A 16,556-nucleotide genomic window follows, 5' to 3' on the forward strand; every position below is an offset into this window, starting at 1 on the left:
AACATGAGGCCTTTTGCCATACCGTCAGAGGGTGACGAGCCGACACCTGACCGTAGCCGGACGCGTGGCCCTGCTGATCCGGGCCGGACTCATCGCGGGGCTGGTCGTCACCGGGCTCACCTACCCGTTCGCCGCGCTGGCCGGGATGGGTGTCAAGGTCGGCTCGGAAGCCCTGGAGAACATGCCCGAGCGGCTCACCGAGACGGCGCCGGCACAGTCCACCTACGTCTACGCCAACGACGGCAAGACCCTGCTCACCATGTTCTACGAGGAGCACCGCAAACACGTCGACCTGGCGAACATGTCGCCGTTCATGATCAAGGCGATCGTGGCGGCCGAGGACAACCGCTTCTTCGAGCACCACGGCGTCGACGCCAAGGGTGTGGCCAGGGCGTTCGTCGCCAACCAGAAGGCCGGCGGGGTCTCCCAGGGCGCGTCCACGCTGACCATGCAGTACGTGCGGATGGCCCTGCAGAACAGCGCGCGCACCCCGCAGGAGGCGCTGGAGGCCACCGAACAGACCGCGGCCCGCAAACTCCGGGAGATGCGGCTCGCCATCGAGGTAGAACAGCGGCTCAGCAAGGAGGAGATCCTCGAGCGGTACCTGAACGCCGCGTACTACGGGCATCGCGCCTACGGCGTCTACGCCGCCTCGCAGGTCTTCTTCTCCAAGTCTCCGCGCGATCTCACGCTGACCGAGGCGGCCCTGCTGGCCGGGCTGGTCAAGGCGCCGTCCGCCTACGACCCGGCGACCAAGGACCGCAAAGCCGCGACCGAACGCCGCAACTACGTGATCGACCAGATGCTCAAGATGAACGCGATCACCGCCGAGCAGGCCGTCAGCGCCCGGCGTTCCAAGATCAAACTCAAGTTGAGTACGCCGCCGAACGACTGTGTCTCCGTCTCGTCGCGCCACAACGACTGGGGATTCTTCTGCGACTACTTCAAGAGCTGGTGGCGTGAACAACCCGCCTTCGGCCGCAACCCCCTCGAGCGGGAGGAGAACCTGCGGCGCGGCGGCTACCGCATCGTCACCTCCATCGACCCCGCCATCCAGCGGTACGCGATGAAGAACGTCCTCGGCAAGGAACGCCGTGGCAGCGCGTTCGCCCACGGACAGGTCGTCGTTCAGCCCGGCACCGGGCGGGTCCTCAGCATGGCCGTCAACCGGCGGTACTCCCTCGACCAGTCCGCCAACGGCCGGCACAGCGACTGGCGGCAGGACCGGGACGTCAAAGGCAACTACCCGAACACCGTCAACCCGCTGCTCGGCGGCGGCGACATGGCCGGTTACCAGGCCGGCTCCACCTTCAAGATCTTCACGATGCTGGCCGCCCTGGAAGAGGGCATGCCGCTGTCCACCACGTTCTATTCACCGCAGCGGTACGTGTCCCGCTACATCACCGCACCCGGCCCCGCCACCTGCGGCATCCACTGGTGCCCGAAGAACTCCAGCGAATCCATGACCGGCAACCAGTCCATGTGGAGCGGCTTCGGCAAATCCGTCAACACCTACTTCGTGCAGCTCGAACAACGCGTCGGCGCGGAGAAGGTGGTCCGGATGGCGGAACGGCTCGGCCTGCGCTGGCGCACCGCCATCGACAAGAAACTCGCCACCAAGGAACACGCCTCCGAATGGGGCGCCTTCACCCTCGGCGTCAGCGACGCCACCCCCGTCGAGATGGCGAACGTCTTCGCCACGCTGGCGGCCGAAGGAAAATACTGCGAGCCGTTGCCGGTGGTCAGCATCCGCAACCCCGACGGCAGTCACGCCCTGTATCAGAAGCGGCTCATCGCCGCGCCGCGCTGCCATCAGGAGGTGAAGGTCAACGTGGCCCGGGCGGCCACCGACGCGGCCCGATGTGTCACCGGATACGGCTCGGCCCGCGGCAGCTGCGGCGGATGGGGCACGTCGGAGATGGTGTACGGCACGCTGGGCCGCCCGGTGGCCGGAAAGAGCGGAACCACCGACGGCAACAAGACGGCCTGGTTCAGCGGTTACACCCCGCAGCTGGCCGCATCCGCCTTTGTCGCCGACCCCGACAACCCGGAACACGTGGTCGGTTCGGGCCGCTCGACGATGTCCAAATACACCGTGGCCCAGACCTTGCGGGACGCCCTGAAGGACAAACCCCGAGAGAACTTCAAACCCCCCACCGACAAGTACGTCTGGTAACCGGCCGGCCGTGGGTCAGGCCGCTGACGGGTAGTGGCGGGGGCGGCGCCAGGCTGGATTGCGGCCGGACAGGGCCACCGTCTGGAGCAGGATCTCTTCCGACGGATCGACCTGGAGTCCCGGGCTGCCCTCGGGTGGGGACTGGGCCAGGAACTCCGCCAGCGTCTCCAGGACCCTCGGGTCCGCGGCGAAATCCTGGCCGGTGGCTCGGGCCAGATCCCAACCGTGGATCACCAGCTCGGTCATGGCGATCGTGCCCATCGTCGTGGCCGGCAGGGGCACGCCGGCCGTCTGGGCCGTGCCTGTCCAGGCTGCCGGGTCCTTCCAGGCGATGGCCAGGTCGGCCAGCAGCACCGGGAGACGGCTGCGCCAATGGGGGGACAGGCCGGCCACCGATGGTCGTGGTGGGCCGCCGCCGGCACCGGGATCGCCGGTGCGCTTGCGGGCGGCCAGGGTGAATACCAGGGCCTGGCCCATCAGGTGGTCCAACAGAGCCGCGACCGGCCACTCCGGGCACGGTGTCCGTGCGGTGAGATCACGGCTGTCCACACCCAGCAGCAGCGCTCTGATCTGACGAACCGGCGGGTCGAAATCCAGCGGCACACGATCGGCCACGATCATCCTCCTTCGGTTGTCGTACGCCTCACGATAAGAGGGAGGTACGACTCTCTCCGGACCCCGATTTCCGCTTTCGCACGCAGGGCCGTTTCCGACGGCCAGCATCAATACGCAGGTTCCCGGCGGTGGCTGGGAAACCCTGACATCTGCTGCGGACCGGGCTGTGGTTTCGGGACGGCTCAGTCCTGGGTGCCGGGGACCGCGGGCATGCCCTGGCGCTGGTTGTCCGGCACACCGTTGCCGGGCGGGAACGTGCCGCCGGGAGGTGTTCCGTTACCGGGGAAGTTCCCGTGGTTGGGCGGTGCACCGGGACCGGGGAAGCCACCCGGGCCGGAAGGGGAACCTGGACCGGGAAAGCCGCCGGGCGTTCCCCCGTGGAACGGCATCACCTGCGTGGGCATGCCTTGGAGGGTCTCGTCCGCGCTGGAGGAACCCGGGCCGCCGAAACCTCCGGGGCCGTTGGCGCCGGGATGGTTGTTCGGGCGGCCCATCGCCGGGTCGAACGGGGCCGGGCCGGATCCGGCGTGATCGGCAGGGATCCGGCCGGGGCTACCCAGGTCGAACACGTCAGGACCGAGTCGGTTCTGGTCCGCGAAGCCGTCGTGGCCGGCACGGTTCTGGTCGGGGAAACCGTCGTGGCCGGGGCGGTTCGGGTCGGGGAAACCGGTGCCGGAATTGCCGGAGTTGGGGAAACCTGAGGGCTGCTCTCCCGCGGGCGGGAACGGCTGGGGCGCGTCGTTCGACGGGCGGAAGTCGGCGGCCTGACCGTTGCGGGCGGGGCGGTGGGGCCCGGGACCCGACGGGGCCGGGAAGTCGGGGCCACCGAATTCGGGGCCTCCGGAGTAGGCGGCTTCCGATCCGTTCGGCGGCTGGAAGCTCGGGCCTGCTCCCGGCGTACCGGAAAAGCCTGAGACCTGGCCGGAACGACCCGGGAAACCGGAGACCGGACCGCCCTGGCCGGAGGGACCGGGACCGGAATGGGGTGGGCCGGCGAAGCCGGGGCCGGTGCCCGCCGGGCCGGGGAAACCGGGACCGGAGAACGCCTGGCCGGGGAAGACCGGGCCGGGGAACTCGGAGCCGGATGAAGAGCCGGAGGACGAGCCGGAGGAATCCGCGTCGACGTAGTCACGGTCGGTGAACTCCGGGCCGGAGAAACCGGGGCCCGAGCCTCGGGGGCCGGAGACGACCTCGCCCGAGACGATCTCGCCGGTGATGACCGGGCCGGACGCCACCGACGTGGCCCGGGTCGGAGCGTTGTGGCTCGGAAAGACCGTCTGCAACGGCTGGGCCGACGTCGCCCTCGGCGCCTGGCCCGCCGGAGCCCCCTGCGGCGACCCGGACTGGCCGGGCTTGGACTGGCTGGGCACCTGCTGGTTCGGCACGGACGGGGAAGCGTGACCGTTCGGCTGCTGGGACTGGGCGCCCTGCGGGCCCGCGTGGGCGGCGGACACCAGACGGCGGGCGATCTCCGGCGCGGCGGCCCAGTGCAGGCCCAGCTGGGAGGCGTGCACCTGGCGCCAGACGAAACCCTCCGGGTTGCCGCCGGACCAGGTCCAGGCCGGGTTGGCACCGGCCCGCGGGGTGACGACCGCCCGGTGCTGCTTGTAACCGGTGATCCGGGCGCCCGCCGGAGCCAGCACCGACGTGCCGGGAGCGGTGGCCTCACGGTAACCGGCGACGGTCTGCTCGCTGGTGGTGGCGGTCGCGTCGAGGACGCCGCACATCGGACGGCCGTCCAGCTCGTGACCCAGCCACGGCAGGGCGACACCCTCGGCGACGATCGGCCAGCCGTCCCGGGCGAACTGCGCGATCGCCGCGTTGAGGCGACGGTTGGCGGACAGCTCCTCCGCGTACCCCTCGGGCAGACCGGCCCCCACGATCAGCCCACGGGTGCCCGGCGGCAGAGCCTCGTCGCGCAGCGGGTCGACCACCGCGACATCGGCGCCCGCGGCGGTGAGCAGCTCGGCCGTCTCCACATAGGTGTAGGGGGCGCCCTGACCACCGGCCAGCGCGATCACCGGGCGCTTGTCGAACACGACGCCCTCGCCGGCCGCCTCCGCCGGAGTCCACAGCGGGCCGGGGATCGGCGGCGCGGACGTGGCCAGCGACATCAGCCGGTCCATGTCGAGCGAACCCGAAACAGCCTCACCCAGGCGGCGTACGGCCCGGCCGGCCTCGACGGTCCGGTGCGCGACCGGGACCAGCCCGTGCGTACGTGCGGGAAGGACGTTGGGCAGGTCACCACGGTGCAGGGCGCCGAGCACCGGCATGCCGATGTCGTCCATCGCGCTGCGCAGCATCTGCTCGTGCCGGTCGGAGGCAACCCGGTTCAGGATCACGCCGCCCAGGTGCACCATCTCGTCGAACATCCGGAAGCCGTGCACCAGCGCGGCCAGCGAATGGCCCATCGCGGCGACGTCCACCACCAGGACCACCGGAGCACGCAGAGCGGCGGCGACCGAGGCGGTGCCGTCGACCTCGGGCTGGCCGGTGAGACTGTCGAACAGGCCCATCGCGCCCTCGATCACCGAGACCTGGGCACCGGACGCGCCGTGCGCGAACAGCGGCGCCACCCGCTGGGCGCCGACCAGACGAGGATCCAGGTTGCGGCCGGGGCGACCGGCGGCAAGACCGAGGTACGCGGCGTCGGTGTGATCCGGGCCGACCTTGAAACCCGCCGTGGGGATGCCACGGCCACTGAGCGCGGCGAGCAGGCCCACGGCGATAGCTGTCTTGCCGTGGCCCGACGACGGCGCGCTCACGACCAGACGAGGCTGGGCGGTGATCAATGTCTCCCCCGAGGTTTCCGCAGGCGGCTGCCACGTGTTCATCGACTGCCGGAGGTCGCAGACTACCTGGCTGCGGCGGGAGGCACCCGCTGGCCGGGTAGCCTCAGGGGGTGTACCGGTTCCTGCTGACCCCTCGCTGGCTGGGTGCGGCCGCACTCACCGTCGTCGCCTCCGCGGTCATGGTCGTGCTCGGCAACTGGCAGTTGCACCGATATCAGGAACGAACCGGCATCAATCAGCGTATCGAAGCGGCGGCCGGCGTTGACGCGGTGCCGCTCAGCTCCGTGATGGGCGCACCGGCCGTCGCCGGCACCGCCGGACCCAACGCCGGCAAGTCCGTGGCCTGGACAAAGGTCACGATCAGCGGTCGGTACGACCCGGCGAACGAGATTCAGGCCCGCGGTCGTACGGTCGGGGCCGAGGTCGGTTTCGAGATCGTCACGCCGTTGATCCTCGACGACGGGACAGCGGTCCTGATCGATCGCGGCTGGGTGCCCGCGCCGGCCGGCGGAGCCCTGCTGTCACCCGAGGTCCCGGCCGCGCCGACCGGGCGGGTGACGGTCGTCGGCAAGATTCACCTGTCGGAAAGTAGACCCGCTCCGGTGGAACGGCGTGACGGTCGTCTCGACACCCGCCGGATCAACCTGCCGCGCCTCGCCACCGAACTTCCCTATCCGGTGTACGGGTCGTACCTCCTGTTGACCGAGCAGACCCCCGCCGCGGACCCGGCCTTCGTGCAGATCCCGAGCGCGCACGAGGACGCCTGGCAGAACGGGGGCTACGCCGTCCAGTGGTGGATCTTCTCGGGGATGGTCTTCGTCCTGTACGGGTGGCAGGCCCGGCGGGAGGCCCTGGAACGTGCCGGGGGGCCGTTGGCCGGCACCCGCTCCGCAAAGGCGGAGCAGCCCCTCGACCGCGTCGCGGCGGCTGACGCCCGCGCTGCCGCTCGTGCTGCTTCTTCTGCCTCTACTTCCGGTGACCGCGTTGCTGAGGCCGATGCCCGGGATCGGGCGGCGACGGTGACCGCGGAGCGTTCGGACGGCACCGAGCGTCGCCTCGCGGCGCCGGACGACGCCGGTTAATGTCTCGGGCATGACGTTCCCGCAGGGTGATCCGTGGGGCCCGCCCACGCCCCCGCCGGAACCCGCGACCCCGGGTTCCCCGATGGCGGCGGCCGGCCCGGTGATCGTCGAGATAGCCGAGATACAGATCACCTCGACGCTGGTGCGCACCCCGGTCGGCGATCTGCCGCTGGCCGGCTCCCGCTGGCAGGTCGCCGACCACTGGATCTCCCAGCGCCGCACCCCCACCTGGGCGAAGATCGTGGCCTTCGTCGGCATGTGCCCGACCGCGTTCCTGAGCCTGCTCCTGCTGCTGGTCAAGGAAACAGTCCCGCAGGGAACGATGCACGTCACAGTCACCAGCGGCCCGCATCAGTACGTCGCCCGCATCACCCTCCACACCGAGAACGACGTCGCCACACTCAACCAGCAGGTCAACTACGTCCGCAGCCTGGCCGCCCTGTAGCCCGCACCTTCAGCCGACCGCCGACCGCCACCGGAAGCCGCCATGGCAAGTGTCCGGCGGTGAGAGTGGGGACGAGCCGCCCGGCAGGGCCAGACCGACAAGGGCACGATCGAGCCACCCGGGCCAGGTCAGAGCACGGCAAGGACGGACGAGCCCGGACAGCCGGACCGTGGTGAGGGCGGTTCGGTCTGCCAGGCTCAAGTCGGTGGGGGTGGGTGGGCTGCGTTGAGGGCCTGGACCGCGTCGATGGTGTCGGCTTCGGCGGCCGGCTTGTCGTCCCGGTAGCGGAGGACCCGCGCGAAACGCAGCGCGACACCACCCGGATAGCGGGTCGAGGTCTGGACGCCGTCGAAGGCGATCTCCACCACCTGTTCGGGGCGAACCCGCACCACCCAGCCGTCGTCGGAGACCGCTAGTTGCTGGAATCGTTCGGTCTGCCAGCGCAGCAACTCGTCGGTCAGTCCCTTGAACGTCTTGCCCAGCATGACGAACTCACCGGTCCGTGGATCACGGGCGCCCAGGTGCAGGTTGGACAGCCGGCCTTTACGGCGGCCGCTGCCCCGTTCAACCGCGAGTACCACCAGGTCGAGTGTGTGCCGAGGTTTCACCTTCACCCAGGCCGAACCACGACGGCCGACGTCGTAGGGCGCGTCCGGCGCCTTGATCACCACCCCTTCCTGCCCCGCGGCGAGAGCGGCGGCAAACGCAGCGGCCGCCTCTTCCCCGGTCTCCACTTCGGTCCGCCCGACGATCAGCGATTCCGGCACGACACCCCCGAGAGCGGCCCACCGCGCCCGCCCCGGTTCGTCAAGCAGGTCAACACCATCAAGGTGAAGGAGATCAAAGAAAAACGGCCGAATCCCACCACCGGACGCGGCAAGGCCGGAGGAAGCCGCACCACCGGACACGGCAGGGGTGGGGGCAGGGAGTCCGCCAGGCGCGGAGGAGCCAGTGGCCGGACTGTCCGCCGGAGCGGTTTCGGGCGCGGCAGGTTCGGAAGCCGGATTGACGGCCGGGACAGCACCCGGCGCGGCTGGGGCGACAGCCGAACCCTCCGCTGGACCACCCCCGAGCGCGACCGGGTCGACAACTGGAACACCACTGGTTGCGGCAGAGCCGGTGGTCGGGCCGGCGGCTGGGGCAGCGCTGGGCGTGGCGGGATCGGGGCGGGCTGGGGTGCGGCGGGTGGTGGGGGTGTTTCTGGTTGCGGTTCGGCTTGAGGTTTCCTGGAACGGGCGTGGGCGGCCGGCATCGTCGGTCAGCATCGCCTCGCCGTCCAGGATCGCCTCCCGCAGGGGTAGGGAGCGGACCGCCTCGGCCACCTCTGGCAGGCGGGACGTTATGTCGTCCAGGCTTCTGGTGAAGATCGCCACCTCGTTGCCGGAACGGTGGACCTGGATGCGGATGCCGTCGAGTTTGGCGTCCACCACTGCGGGCGTGCCGGTGGCCAGCAGGGCGGCTGCCACGTCGGGGGCACTGCCGGCCAGCATCGGGCTCAACGGGGTTCCCACCCGGAGCTGGATCTGGGCCAGTGCTGGTGCTCCGCCGGTCAGTGCGGCGGCTGCTACCAGCTTCAGATCGCCGGACAGCAGCAGTGCGCGGCGGACCACCGTGGACGGCACACCGGCCGCGGACGCCACCGCCTCGGCCAGCAGGCCCGCCTGGGCACCCTGGCGCAACTCGCCGCTGAACAGGCCGGTCAGCAGTGTCTGCTCCGGCTCGGTGGCGGCGCTGAAGAGTGCTCCCAGAAGCTGTTTGCGCCGGGACTGGGAGCCGGTGCCGGCGACCGTGGAGAGCTCGGCGATGGCCTCGTCCACGGCGGCGACGGTCAGAGTGGGGTCGGCGGCTGGTGGCGGGCGGTCGCGCAGCGCGGCCCAACCCACACCGGTCTGGCGTTGCCGCAGCTCACCGGCCAGGTAAGCGGCACCGGCGACGATCTCACCGGGATCCAGGCGCCGGAGCGCGGCGGCCAGCAGCTCGATCTTGGCCTTGCGGCCCGAGGTCGCGGTGACGGCGGCCGAGGTGGCAGCGATGTCGAGGAACCGCACGATCTCCATCCTGTCAGCAGGCGGCACATTCCGTGGGCCGGTCAGCGACCACTGACCCCGGACGAGGGATCAGCAGGCGACACATTCCGTGGACCGGTCAGCGACCACTGACCCCGGACGAGGAAGACGAAAGAAGCAGAGGCGCAGCAAAAGAGCGGAGGACGGCAGGCGGAACGCAAGGGCTAGGGAGAAGCTAGGCCGAGCGCGGAAGAAAGGCAGCGGGAAGGCGGAGGCGGAGATAGGCGAGGCAGATCCCGACGAGAACGGCATGGACCAGGGCGAACCCAGAGGCGGATGCTCACCCCCGTACCAGAAAAGGGTGGGCCGCAAGCCACGCGGATCATGCGGCTTTCGGCTCCTCGATGCGGAAACCGCGAGCCCGGACGTCGTCCGCGACCCGGGCCAGCTCGGCGTCCAGCGAGCAGAGCACTTTGGAGAGGTCGTCCAGATGGTCGGTGAGGGACGCGTCGTCCCAGCCGGTGACGTCGACGTCGCCCAGGGCGCGGGCCGCGGCCCGGAGGCGGGCGATCGACTCGATGCGGTCACGGGTGCGGAGGCGGCCGAGCGAGTCACGCGGACCGGGATTGCCCCGGGACGCGCGACTCGCCAGAGCGGCCGAGAGGGAAGGTCCAGTTATCGAACGCATGTACGAATCCTACATGGAATGATCGTTCCTGACACCCCTGAGATCCACCCTGTGGACAACGGATCTCACCTGGCCATGGCATGCCGGAACAGCGTGTCCGCCTCACCCGGCTCGGCCCGCGCGGCGACGAATCCGTCCGCTCTCACCAGGTAGAACAGGCCCGGCCGGAAGGCGGGGGCCGGCGGGAACACGTGCACCGGCAACCCGAGATCGGGCGCGTCGTCCGCGGCCACACCCCCGTAGGCGTGGATCTGCCAGCAGGCCGCCCGCAGCGCCTCGTGGTTCGCGCCGGCCCACGGCAGTCGCCGACCGATCACCGGGTCGCGCCGTCCGGCCGGCGCCCCGGGTTCGAGCGGGTAGTGGATGCGGATCTGGGAGACGTACTGGAAGAGCCGGGTTCCGCCGGGTGTCCGCGGCAGCAGCCGGACCGCGACCGGGGCGATCAGCGGCACCACGAGCCGGCGCAGTGTCCGGGCCACCGGCCGGGCCGAGGTCACCAGGTTGAAGATCCGGTCGGTGGTGGCGACCAGTTTGCGGGCCACCGGACGGCGCTCCGCCTCGTACCGGTCCAGCCATCGGTCCTTGCGCCGCCCCTGCAGCACGTCGGCGAGTTTGAAGGCCAGGTTGTGGGCGTCCTGCAGCCCGGTGTTCATGCCCTGGCCGCCGACCGGCGAATGCACGTGGGCAGCATCCCCGGCCAGGAAGAACGGCCCGTCCCGGAACGCCGCCGCGACCCGGTGGTGCACCCGGTAGGTGGCGAACCAGCGCGAATGGTCGTAGGTGACGCCGTAGGTGCGGCGCATCCGCGCGCGGGCGTCCTCCTCGTCCAACTGCCCGTCGCCGTCGCTCTCCCGGACCAGCCCGATCAGACGCCAGATCTCGCCACGCATCGGAAAAGCGAGAAGAAAATCAGCACGTTCCGGCCGTACGTTCACCGCGTCCCGCACCAGTCCACGGGCGCCCACGGCGTCCAGGACGAAGAACCGGTGCGGGTTGGTGACCCCTTCGAACGCGATCCGGCGGGCCTTGCGGACGATCGAGTTCGCCCCGTCACAGCCGACGCAGAACCGGGCCCGGACGGTGTCGTTGGCGACCTTCGCCTCGATGCCGTCGTCGGTCTGCACCACCGCGGTGACCGCCGACTCCCAGAACACCCGGCCGCCGAGTTTCTGCAGGTTCTCGTAGAGGATCTCCTCGTTGCGGCTCTGTTCGAGGATCTCCAGGAACGGGAACGCGGTCGCTCCCGCACCGAGCGGGCCCAGCCGAACCCGGCCGAAGGCCCGCGCGCCGAAACCGGGAGCGAGCGCCCCGGCCCGGTGCGCGGCCTCCAGCACCTGGTCGCCGATGCCGAGCTGGTCGTAGATCTCCAGGCTGCGCGCCTGCACGACGAGCGCCCGGGACTCCCGGGTCGGACCGTCCTTGCCGTCGGCGACGATCACCTGCACTCCGAGCCTGGTCAGCCAGTTGGCGAGCATCAGCCCGGTCGGGCCGGCACCCACCACGAGGACGTCACAAGACAGCTCGGCCATCAGCCACCCCGTTTCTACTTCGTCAGAGTCTCCGCAACGTTCTTGAGCAGCAGGGCCTCGGCGACACAGACCCGCTCGAACTCGCCCAGGTGCAGGCTCTCGTCCGGTCCGTGGGCCGCCGAGTACGGGTCCTCGACCCCGGTCACCAGGATCGCGGCGTCGGGGAACAGGTCCTGGAAGGTGGCGATGAACGGGATCGACCCGCCGACACCCATGTCGACCGGCTCGGTGCCGTCCCAGGCCGCACGGAACGCGGCGCGGGCGGCGTCGTACACCGGGCCGGTCGCGTCGATCACGCACGGCAGGCCGTCGCTCTCCAGCGTGACCTCCAGCTGCGCGCCCCACGGCACGTTCTTCTCCAGGTGGGCGCGGACCGCGTCGTACGCCGACTTGGGGTCCTCGCCGGGTGCCAGCCGCACACTGATCTTGGCTTTGGCGGCCGGCTGGAGCGCGTTGGCGGCCACCTGCGTGCCCGGTGCGTCGATACCGAGCACCGAGATCGACGGCTTGGTCCAGATCCGGTCGGTGATCGTGCCCTTGCCGATCAGGTCGACGCCGTCGACGAGGCCGGCCTCGTGCCGGAACCGGTCCGCCGGGTAGTCGACGCTCGCGCCCTCCCGGCCGACGAGACCGGGCACCGCCACCTCGCCGGACTCGTCGTGCAGGGTCGCGATCAGGCGGGACAGGGTGATCAGCGCATCCGGCACCGGACCGCCGAACATGCCGCTGTGCACGGCGCTCTTCAGCACCCGGACCTCGGCGAACAGGTTGACCAGACCGCGCAGAGAGGTGGTCAGCGCGGGCTGCCCGATGTCCCAGTTGCCGGAGTCGGCGATCACGATCACGTCGGAGCGCAGCTCCTCCAGGTGCTCTTGGATGATCGTGTCGAGGGAGTCGGAGCCGTACTCCTCCTCGCCCTCGACGAAGACGACCACCCCGACCGGGAGCTGATCGCCGAAGGCCCGCAGGGCCGCCACGTGGGCCATCACACCCGCCTTGTCGTCGGCGGCGCCGCGGCCGTACAGCCGCCCGTCCCGCTCGACCGGCTCGAACGGGTCACTCGTCCACAGCGCCGGGTCACCGGCGGGCTGCACGTCGTGGTGCGCGTAGAGCAGCACGGTCGGCGCACCGGCCGGGGCCGCCTTACGGCCGATCACCGCGGGCTGGCCGCCGTGCCGGACGATCTCGGTGTCGAGCCCGCAACCGCGCAACAGCTCGGCGACCGCCTCCGCGGACCGCTCGACGTGCGAGTGGTCGAAACCTTCGAAGGCGACACCCGGGATCCGCACCAACCGTTCCAGGTCGGCGCGGACACCGGGCATCTCGCGCCGGATCGCGGCGCGCAGATCGGATTCACTCAGGCTCATGCCGCCGATCGTAGGCCTGAGCCGGTCCGTCACGCCTCCGGCGTGCCGTCCCCACCATTGTTCTGCCGACCCCGGCGGGACTGGTCACTGACCCAGTTGTATGCCTTGCCGGCGGCCGAGCCGGCCAGGTCGGCCGCTCCCCCGCCGAGTCGCCGCACCAGTCCGACCAGCGGATCCTGCGAATTCGCGAAGTCCTCCCGGTACGCCTTGGCGGCCGCTTTCACGTCCTCGGTGACCGAGGCGTCGCCGTCGGAGTCACGACGCGGGTAGTCGCCGCCGACGATCTGCGCGTACTCCCCCGAATCGATCCACTTGCGCAGCTCGGCGGCCCGGGCCACCGGCACCGGGTGGCTGCTCCAGGCGGTCATGCCGAGCTTGTGGAGGCTGTCGCGCAGGTCGCCGCCGCTCTCGTACTCCGCGGCCTGCTCCAGGAACGCCGCCGTGTCGATCTGTGACAGATCGCCACCACCGGCGAGTTTCATCAGAAGGCGCAACGAGGCGGCCGGGTCCTGACCGGCGAGCAGACCGGCGCGGTCGGCGGACAGCTCCGCCTTGCGCCACCACTCCAGCATCGCCGCGATGATCCCGCGCAGCGCGATCACCCCCACCGGCAGCCAGCTCACGTTCGCCAGCCAGCCGGTCAGGATCTGCATGATCGTCTTGTAGACGGCGTGGCCACTGCGCACGTGGCCGATCTCGTGCCCGAGCAGGGCCCGCAGCTCGTCGTCGTCGAGTTTTTCCACCGCGCCCGTGGTCACCACGATGAACGGGCGGTCCAGGCCGATCGCCTGCCCGTTGATCCGCGGGTCCTGCGCCACGTAGAGCTCGGGCAGCTCGGCCACGTCGAGCGTGCTGGCCGCCTCGGTGAAGCGCTGGTAGACCCGTGGATATTGCCGGTGGTCGACGCGGATCGCCCCGGCCAGGAACATCAGGCGGAACCCGCGCTCGTTCCACATGCCGAAGAACGTCTTCACCACGTCGTCGAACCCGCGCAGCTCACGCAGCGCGGACAGCGCGCCCCGGTCGGCGGGGTGCTCCCAGGCCCGCGAGCTGATGCCGGTCAGGGTCACACGACGGCGCGCCGGCCGGTTGTCGTCGTCCTCGGTCGTCATTTGCACCATCCCGTTGCTGAGCGTGTCCGGGCCTCTGTCCGGCCCAAACCTACGCCGTGCCCGCAAGAAATGGACTCGGAGAAGTCCCCTACGGGGCACCCGGGGGCAGGACCGGCATGGCACCCGGGGGCCCCTGCTCGATCAGCCGCATCAGCGCGCCGGTGTCGAGGTGCTCGGCCACCAGATCGCCCAGGACGTCCAGCGCGCGCTCCCGGATCGCCGCGAACCGGGTGTCCGGGGCGACCGTGAACCCTTGCCGGCCGGCCTGCCGGGCCGCCCCGGTGAGGAACCGGCGGCGGAAGGCGTCCGACTCGAAGGCGCCGTGCCAGTGGGTGCCGGAGACGCTGCCGGACACCGCGCCCTCCGGGCGGCCGTCGTCGTGGCGCAGCAGCGGCTCGGCGTCGCCCGCGGAGACCTGGCCGTGGTGGATCTCGTAGCCGCTCACCGGCACGCCCAGCGCCGAACCCGACGGCCGGGCCAGCGTCTTGCCGGCGGCGAAGGTGATCTCGACCGGCAGGAGGCCGAGGCCGGGCACCGTACCCCGGCGGCTCTCGATCTCGTCGTGGATCCTCGCGGCGAGCATCTGGAACCCGCCGCAGATGCCCAGCACCGGCTTGCCCGCCGCGGCGTGCGCCAGGATCGCGTCGGCCAGTCCGGTGCGCCGCAGCCAGGCCAGGTCGTCGACGGTCGCCTTCGAGCCGGGGAGCACGACCAGGTCGGCGTCGGCGATCTCGGCCGGTTCGATCGTCAGGCTGACCCGGACACCCGGTTCGGCGGCCAGCGCCTCGGCGTCGGTGGCGTTCGAGATCCGCGGCAGCCGGACCACCGCCACCCGCAGCCAGGCGGTTCCGTGCGGAGGACCCGGACGACCCAGGACGCGGCCGTACGCCAGGGAGTCCTCCGCGTCCAGCCAGACGTCCGGATGGAAGGGCAGGACCCCGTGCACCGGACGGCCCGTCGCCGCGGTGATCATGTCGAGCCCCGGGCGCAGCAGGCCCAGGTCGCCGCGGAACTTGTTGATCACGAAGCCGGAGACGAGCGCCTGATCCTCCGGCGACAGCAGGGCCAGCGTGCCGAAGAACGCCGCGAACACCCCGCCCCGGTCGATGTCGCCGACCACGATCGCCGGCAGCCCGAACCGCCGGGCCAGACCCATGTTGACGAAGTCGCCGTCACGCAGGTTGATCTCGGTGGGGCTGCCGGCGCCCTCGCAGATCACCGCGTCGTACTCGGTCCGCAGCTCGGCCAGCGCCGCGAACGCGGTCTCCGCCAGCCGGGGCCGCAGCGTGCGGTAGTTGCCGGCGGTCACCGTGTCCACCGCCTCGCCCAGCAGCACCACCTGGCTGGACCGGTCACTGCCCGGTTTCAGCAGCACCGGGTTGAACCGCAGGTCGGGGGCCAGCCCACAGGCCGCGGCCTGCATCGCCTGGGCCCGGCCCAGCTCGCCGCCACGGCCGTCGGCGGTCACCACGACCGCCGAGTTGTTGGACATGTTCTGTGCCTTGAACGGCGCCACCCGCACCCCGTTACGGTGCAGCCACCGGCAGATCCCGGCGGTCAGCACACTCTTCCCGGCATCCGAGGTCGTCCCGGCGATCAACAACCCGGTCATGATCTGCCGGTACGCCGGGCGAACAGCGCCGTGGCCGAACCCGGAACAGCCGCATCGCGGGCACGCCCGGAGAACCGCGCCGTGGCCGAACCCCGAACGGCCGCATCGTGGGCACGCCCGAACAACAACGACGTGGCCGAACCCGGAACAGCCGCTTTGCGGGCACGCCCGGAGAACCGCGCCGTGGCCAGGCCCCGGGCGGCCGCGACGCCGGCGGCCAGGGTGACCGCCACCGCTCCGACCGCGCCGGACACCCGGGCCGCCCGGCGCAGGTGTTTCGCGGACGGGCGTGGGCCGTCGCCGAGGAACGGCCGGGTCTCGGTACGCCCGAAGTAGACGTTGCGCCCGCCGAGCCGGACCCCGAGCGCCCCCGCCATGGCCGACTCGCACTGGCCGGCGTTGGGTGACGGGTGGTCGGCCCGGTCCCGTTTCCAGACCCGCAGGGTCTCCCACGGGGTGCCGCCGGCGATCGGCGCCACCGCGACGGTGATCAGCCCGGTGAGCCGGGACGGCAGCAGATTGAGCAGGTCGTCGAGCCGCGCCGACGGGGTGCCGAACCGCGCGTACCGTTCCGAGCGGTGCCCGACCATGGCGTCGAGCGTGTTCGCGGCGCGGTAACCGAGGAGCCCGGCCGGGCCGAGGAACGCGCCCCAGACCAGCGGCGCGACGACGGCGTCGGAGGTGTTCTCGGCGACCGACTCGACGGTGGCGCGGGCCAGCTCCGGCTCGTCGAGGGCGGACGGGTCGCGCCCGCACAGGTGGTTGAGCCGGCCCCGGGCGGCGGGCAGGTCACCGGCGTCGAGGTGGCGGGCCATCACCCGGGCCTCGCGACGCAGGGTCCGGCCGCCGAGCACGGTCCAGGTGGCCGCCGTGGTGACGGCGAACCGGGCCACCGGGTGGTTCCGGGTGGCCCGGCCCGCGGCGAGCCCGGCGAGTGCGGGCACGCCGACGGCGACGGCGGTGAACAGCGCTCCGGCCCGCCGGTGGGGCCGGTAGACGCGGCGCTCCAGGGCGCCGGCCGCGGTGCCGAAACCGGCGACCGGGTGCAGGCGCCGGGGATCGCCGAACACGGCGTCGAGCAGGTATCCGGTTACCAGTCCGGCCGCGTCCGCGGTCCACCGTGACGGCACTT

General features: G+C 71.3%; 12 protein-coding genes. 3 read left to right on the top strand and 9 right to left on the bottom strand.

Annotation, left to right across the window (positions count from 1 at the left end; translation table 11 throughout):
- The first annotated feature begins 31 nt into the window (after positions 1–31).
- Complete coding sequence (locus Aco03nite_RS20195) at positions 32–2,176, top strand: transglycosylase domain-containing protein (protein ID WP_203796934.1); 2,145 nt, start codon at positions 32–34, stop codon at positions 2,174–2,176.
- Positions 2,177–2,191: 15 nt separating this feature from the next.
- On the opposite strand, the gene Aco03nite_RS20200 is transcribed toward Aco03nite_RS20195, so the two are convergent.
- Both Aco03nite_RS20200 and Aco03nite_RS54120 read right to left on the bottom strand, forming a co-directional pair.
- The gene (locus Aco03nite_RS20200; RefSeq protein WP_203796935.1) at positions 2,192–2,791 is read right to left on the bottom strand and encodes a TIGR03086 family metal-binding protein; all 600 of its coding nucleotides are present in this window, start codon (positions 2,789–2,791) and stop codon (positions 2,192–2,194) included.
- Between the two features lie 182 nt (positions 2,792–2,973).
- Positions 2,974–5,556 (bottom strand): cobyrinic acid a,c-diamide synthase CobB, encoded by a 2,583-nt coding sequence (locus Aco03nite_RS54120; protein ID WP_275415883.1) that lies wholly within the window; start codon positions 5,554–5,556, stop codon positions 2,974–2,976.
- 137 nt (positions 5,557–5,693) lie between these two features.
- On the opposite strand from Aco03nite_RS54120, the gene Aco03nite_RS20210 reads away from it, so the two are divergent.
- A complete protein-coding gene (locus Aco03nite_RS20210; RefSeq protein WP_239145296.1) occupies positions 5,694–6,665 on the top strand; it encodes an SURF1 family cytochrome oxidase biogenesis protein in 972 nt (323 codons plus the stop codon).
- A gap of 10 nt (positions 6,666–6,675) precedes the next feature.
- Positions 6,676–7,110 (top strand): hypothetical protein, encoded by a 435-nt coding sequence (locus tag Aco03nite_RS20215; protein ID WP_203796936.1) that lies wholly within the window; start codon positions 6,676–6,678, stop codon positions 7,108–7,110.
- 197 nt (positions 7,111–7,307) lie between these two features.
- On the opposite strand, the gene Aco03nite_RS20220 is transcribed toward Aco03nite_RS20215, so the two are convergent.
- The 7 genes from Aco03nite_RS20220 to Aco03nite_RS20250 all read right to left on the bottom strand — a co-directional run bounded on the left by Aco03nite_RS20220 (position 7,308) and on the right by Aco03nite_RS20250 (position 16,554).
- The gene (locus Aco03nite_RS20220; protein ID WP_203796937.1) at positions 7,308–9,167 is read right to left on the bottom strand and encodes an ATP-dependent DNA ligase; all 1,860 of its coding nucleotides are present in this window, start codon (positions 9,165–9,167) and stop codon (positions 7,308–7,310) included.
- Between the two features lie 331 nt (positions 9,168–9,498).
- Complete coding sequence (locus Aco03nite_RS20225; RefSeq protein ID WP_203797026.1) at positions 9,499–9,687, bottom strand: hypothetical protein; 189 nt, start codon at positions 9,685–9,687, stop codon at positions 9,499–9,501.
- A gap of 182 nt (positions 9,688–9,869) precedes the next feature.
- Positions 9,870–11,333 (bottom strand): FAD-dependent monooxygenase, encoded by a 1,464-nt coding sequence (locus tag Aco03nite_RS20230; protein ID WP_203796938.1) that lies wholly within the window; start codon positions 11,331–11,333, stop codon positions 9,870–9,872.
- A gap of 14 nt (positions 11,334–11,347) precedes the next feature.
- A complete protein-coding gene (locus Aco03nite_RS20235) occupies positions 11,348–12,694 on the bottom strand; it encodes a dipeptidase (protein WP_203797027.1) in 1,347 nt (448 codons plus the stop codon).
- A 35-nt stretch (positions 12,695–12,729) separates the two neighbouring features.
- Complete coding sequence (locus tag Aco03nite_RS20240) at positions 12,730–13,812, bottom strand: M48 family metallopeptidase (protein WP_203796939.1); 1,083 nt, start codon at positions 13,810–13,812, stop codon at positions 12,730–12,732.
- Positions 13,813–13,900: 88 nt separating this feature from the next.
- Positions 13,901–15,427 (bottom strand): cobyric acid synthase, encoded by a 1,527-nt coding sequence (locus Aco03nite_RS20245; RefSeq protein WP_203797028.1) that lies wholly within the window; start codon positions 15,425–15,427, stop codon positions 13,901–13,903.
- On the bottom strand, positions 15,421–16,554 hold the full coding sequence (locus Aco03nite_RS20250; protein ID WP_203796940.1) for a cobalamin biosynthesis protein: 1,134 nt from the start codon (positions 16,552–16,554) through the stop codon (positions 15,421–15,423). Before Aco03nite_RS20250 ends, Aco03nite_RS20245 begins: the two co-directional genes overlap by 7 nt.
- Positions 16,555–16,556: the final 2 nt, after the last annotated feature.

It is taken from the genome of Actinoplanes couchii (assembly GCF_016862075.1).
GTDB classification, from domain to species: Bacteria; Actinomycetota; Actinomycetes; order Mycobacteriales; family Micromonosporaceae; genus Actinoplanes; species Actinoplanes couchii.

Coding starts and splice junctions, on each gene's coding strand:
- Aco03nite_RS20215 (WP_203796936.1), top strand. CDS start 6,676: ATGACGTTCCCGCAGGGTGATCCGTGGGGCCCGCCCACGCCCCCGCCG.
- Aco03nite_RS20220 (WP_203796937.1), bottom strand. CDS start 9,167: ATGGAGATCGTGCGGTTCCTCGACATCGCTGCCACCTCGGCCGCCGTC.
- Aco03nite_RS20230 (WP_203796938.1), bottom strand. CDS start 11,333: ATGGCCGAGCTGTCTTGTGACGTCCTCGTGGTGGGTGCCGGCCCGACC.
- Aco03nite_RS20240 (WP_203796939.1), bottom strand. CDS start 13,812: ATGACGACCGAGGACGACGACAACCGGCCGGCGCGCCGTCGTGTGACC.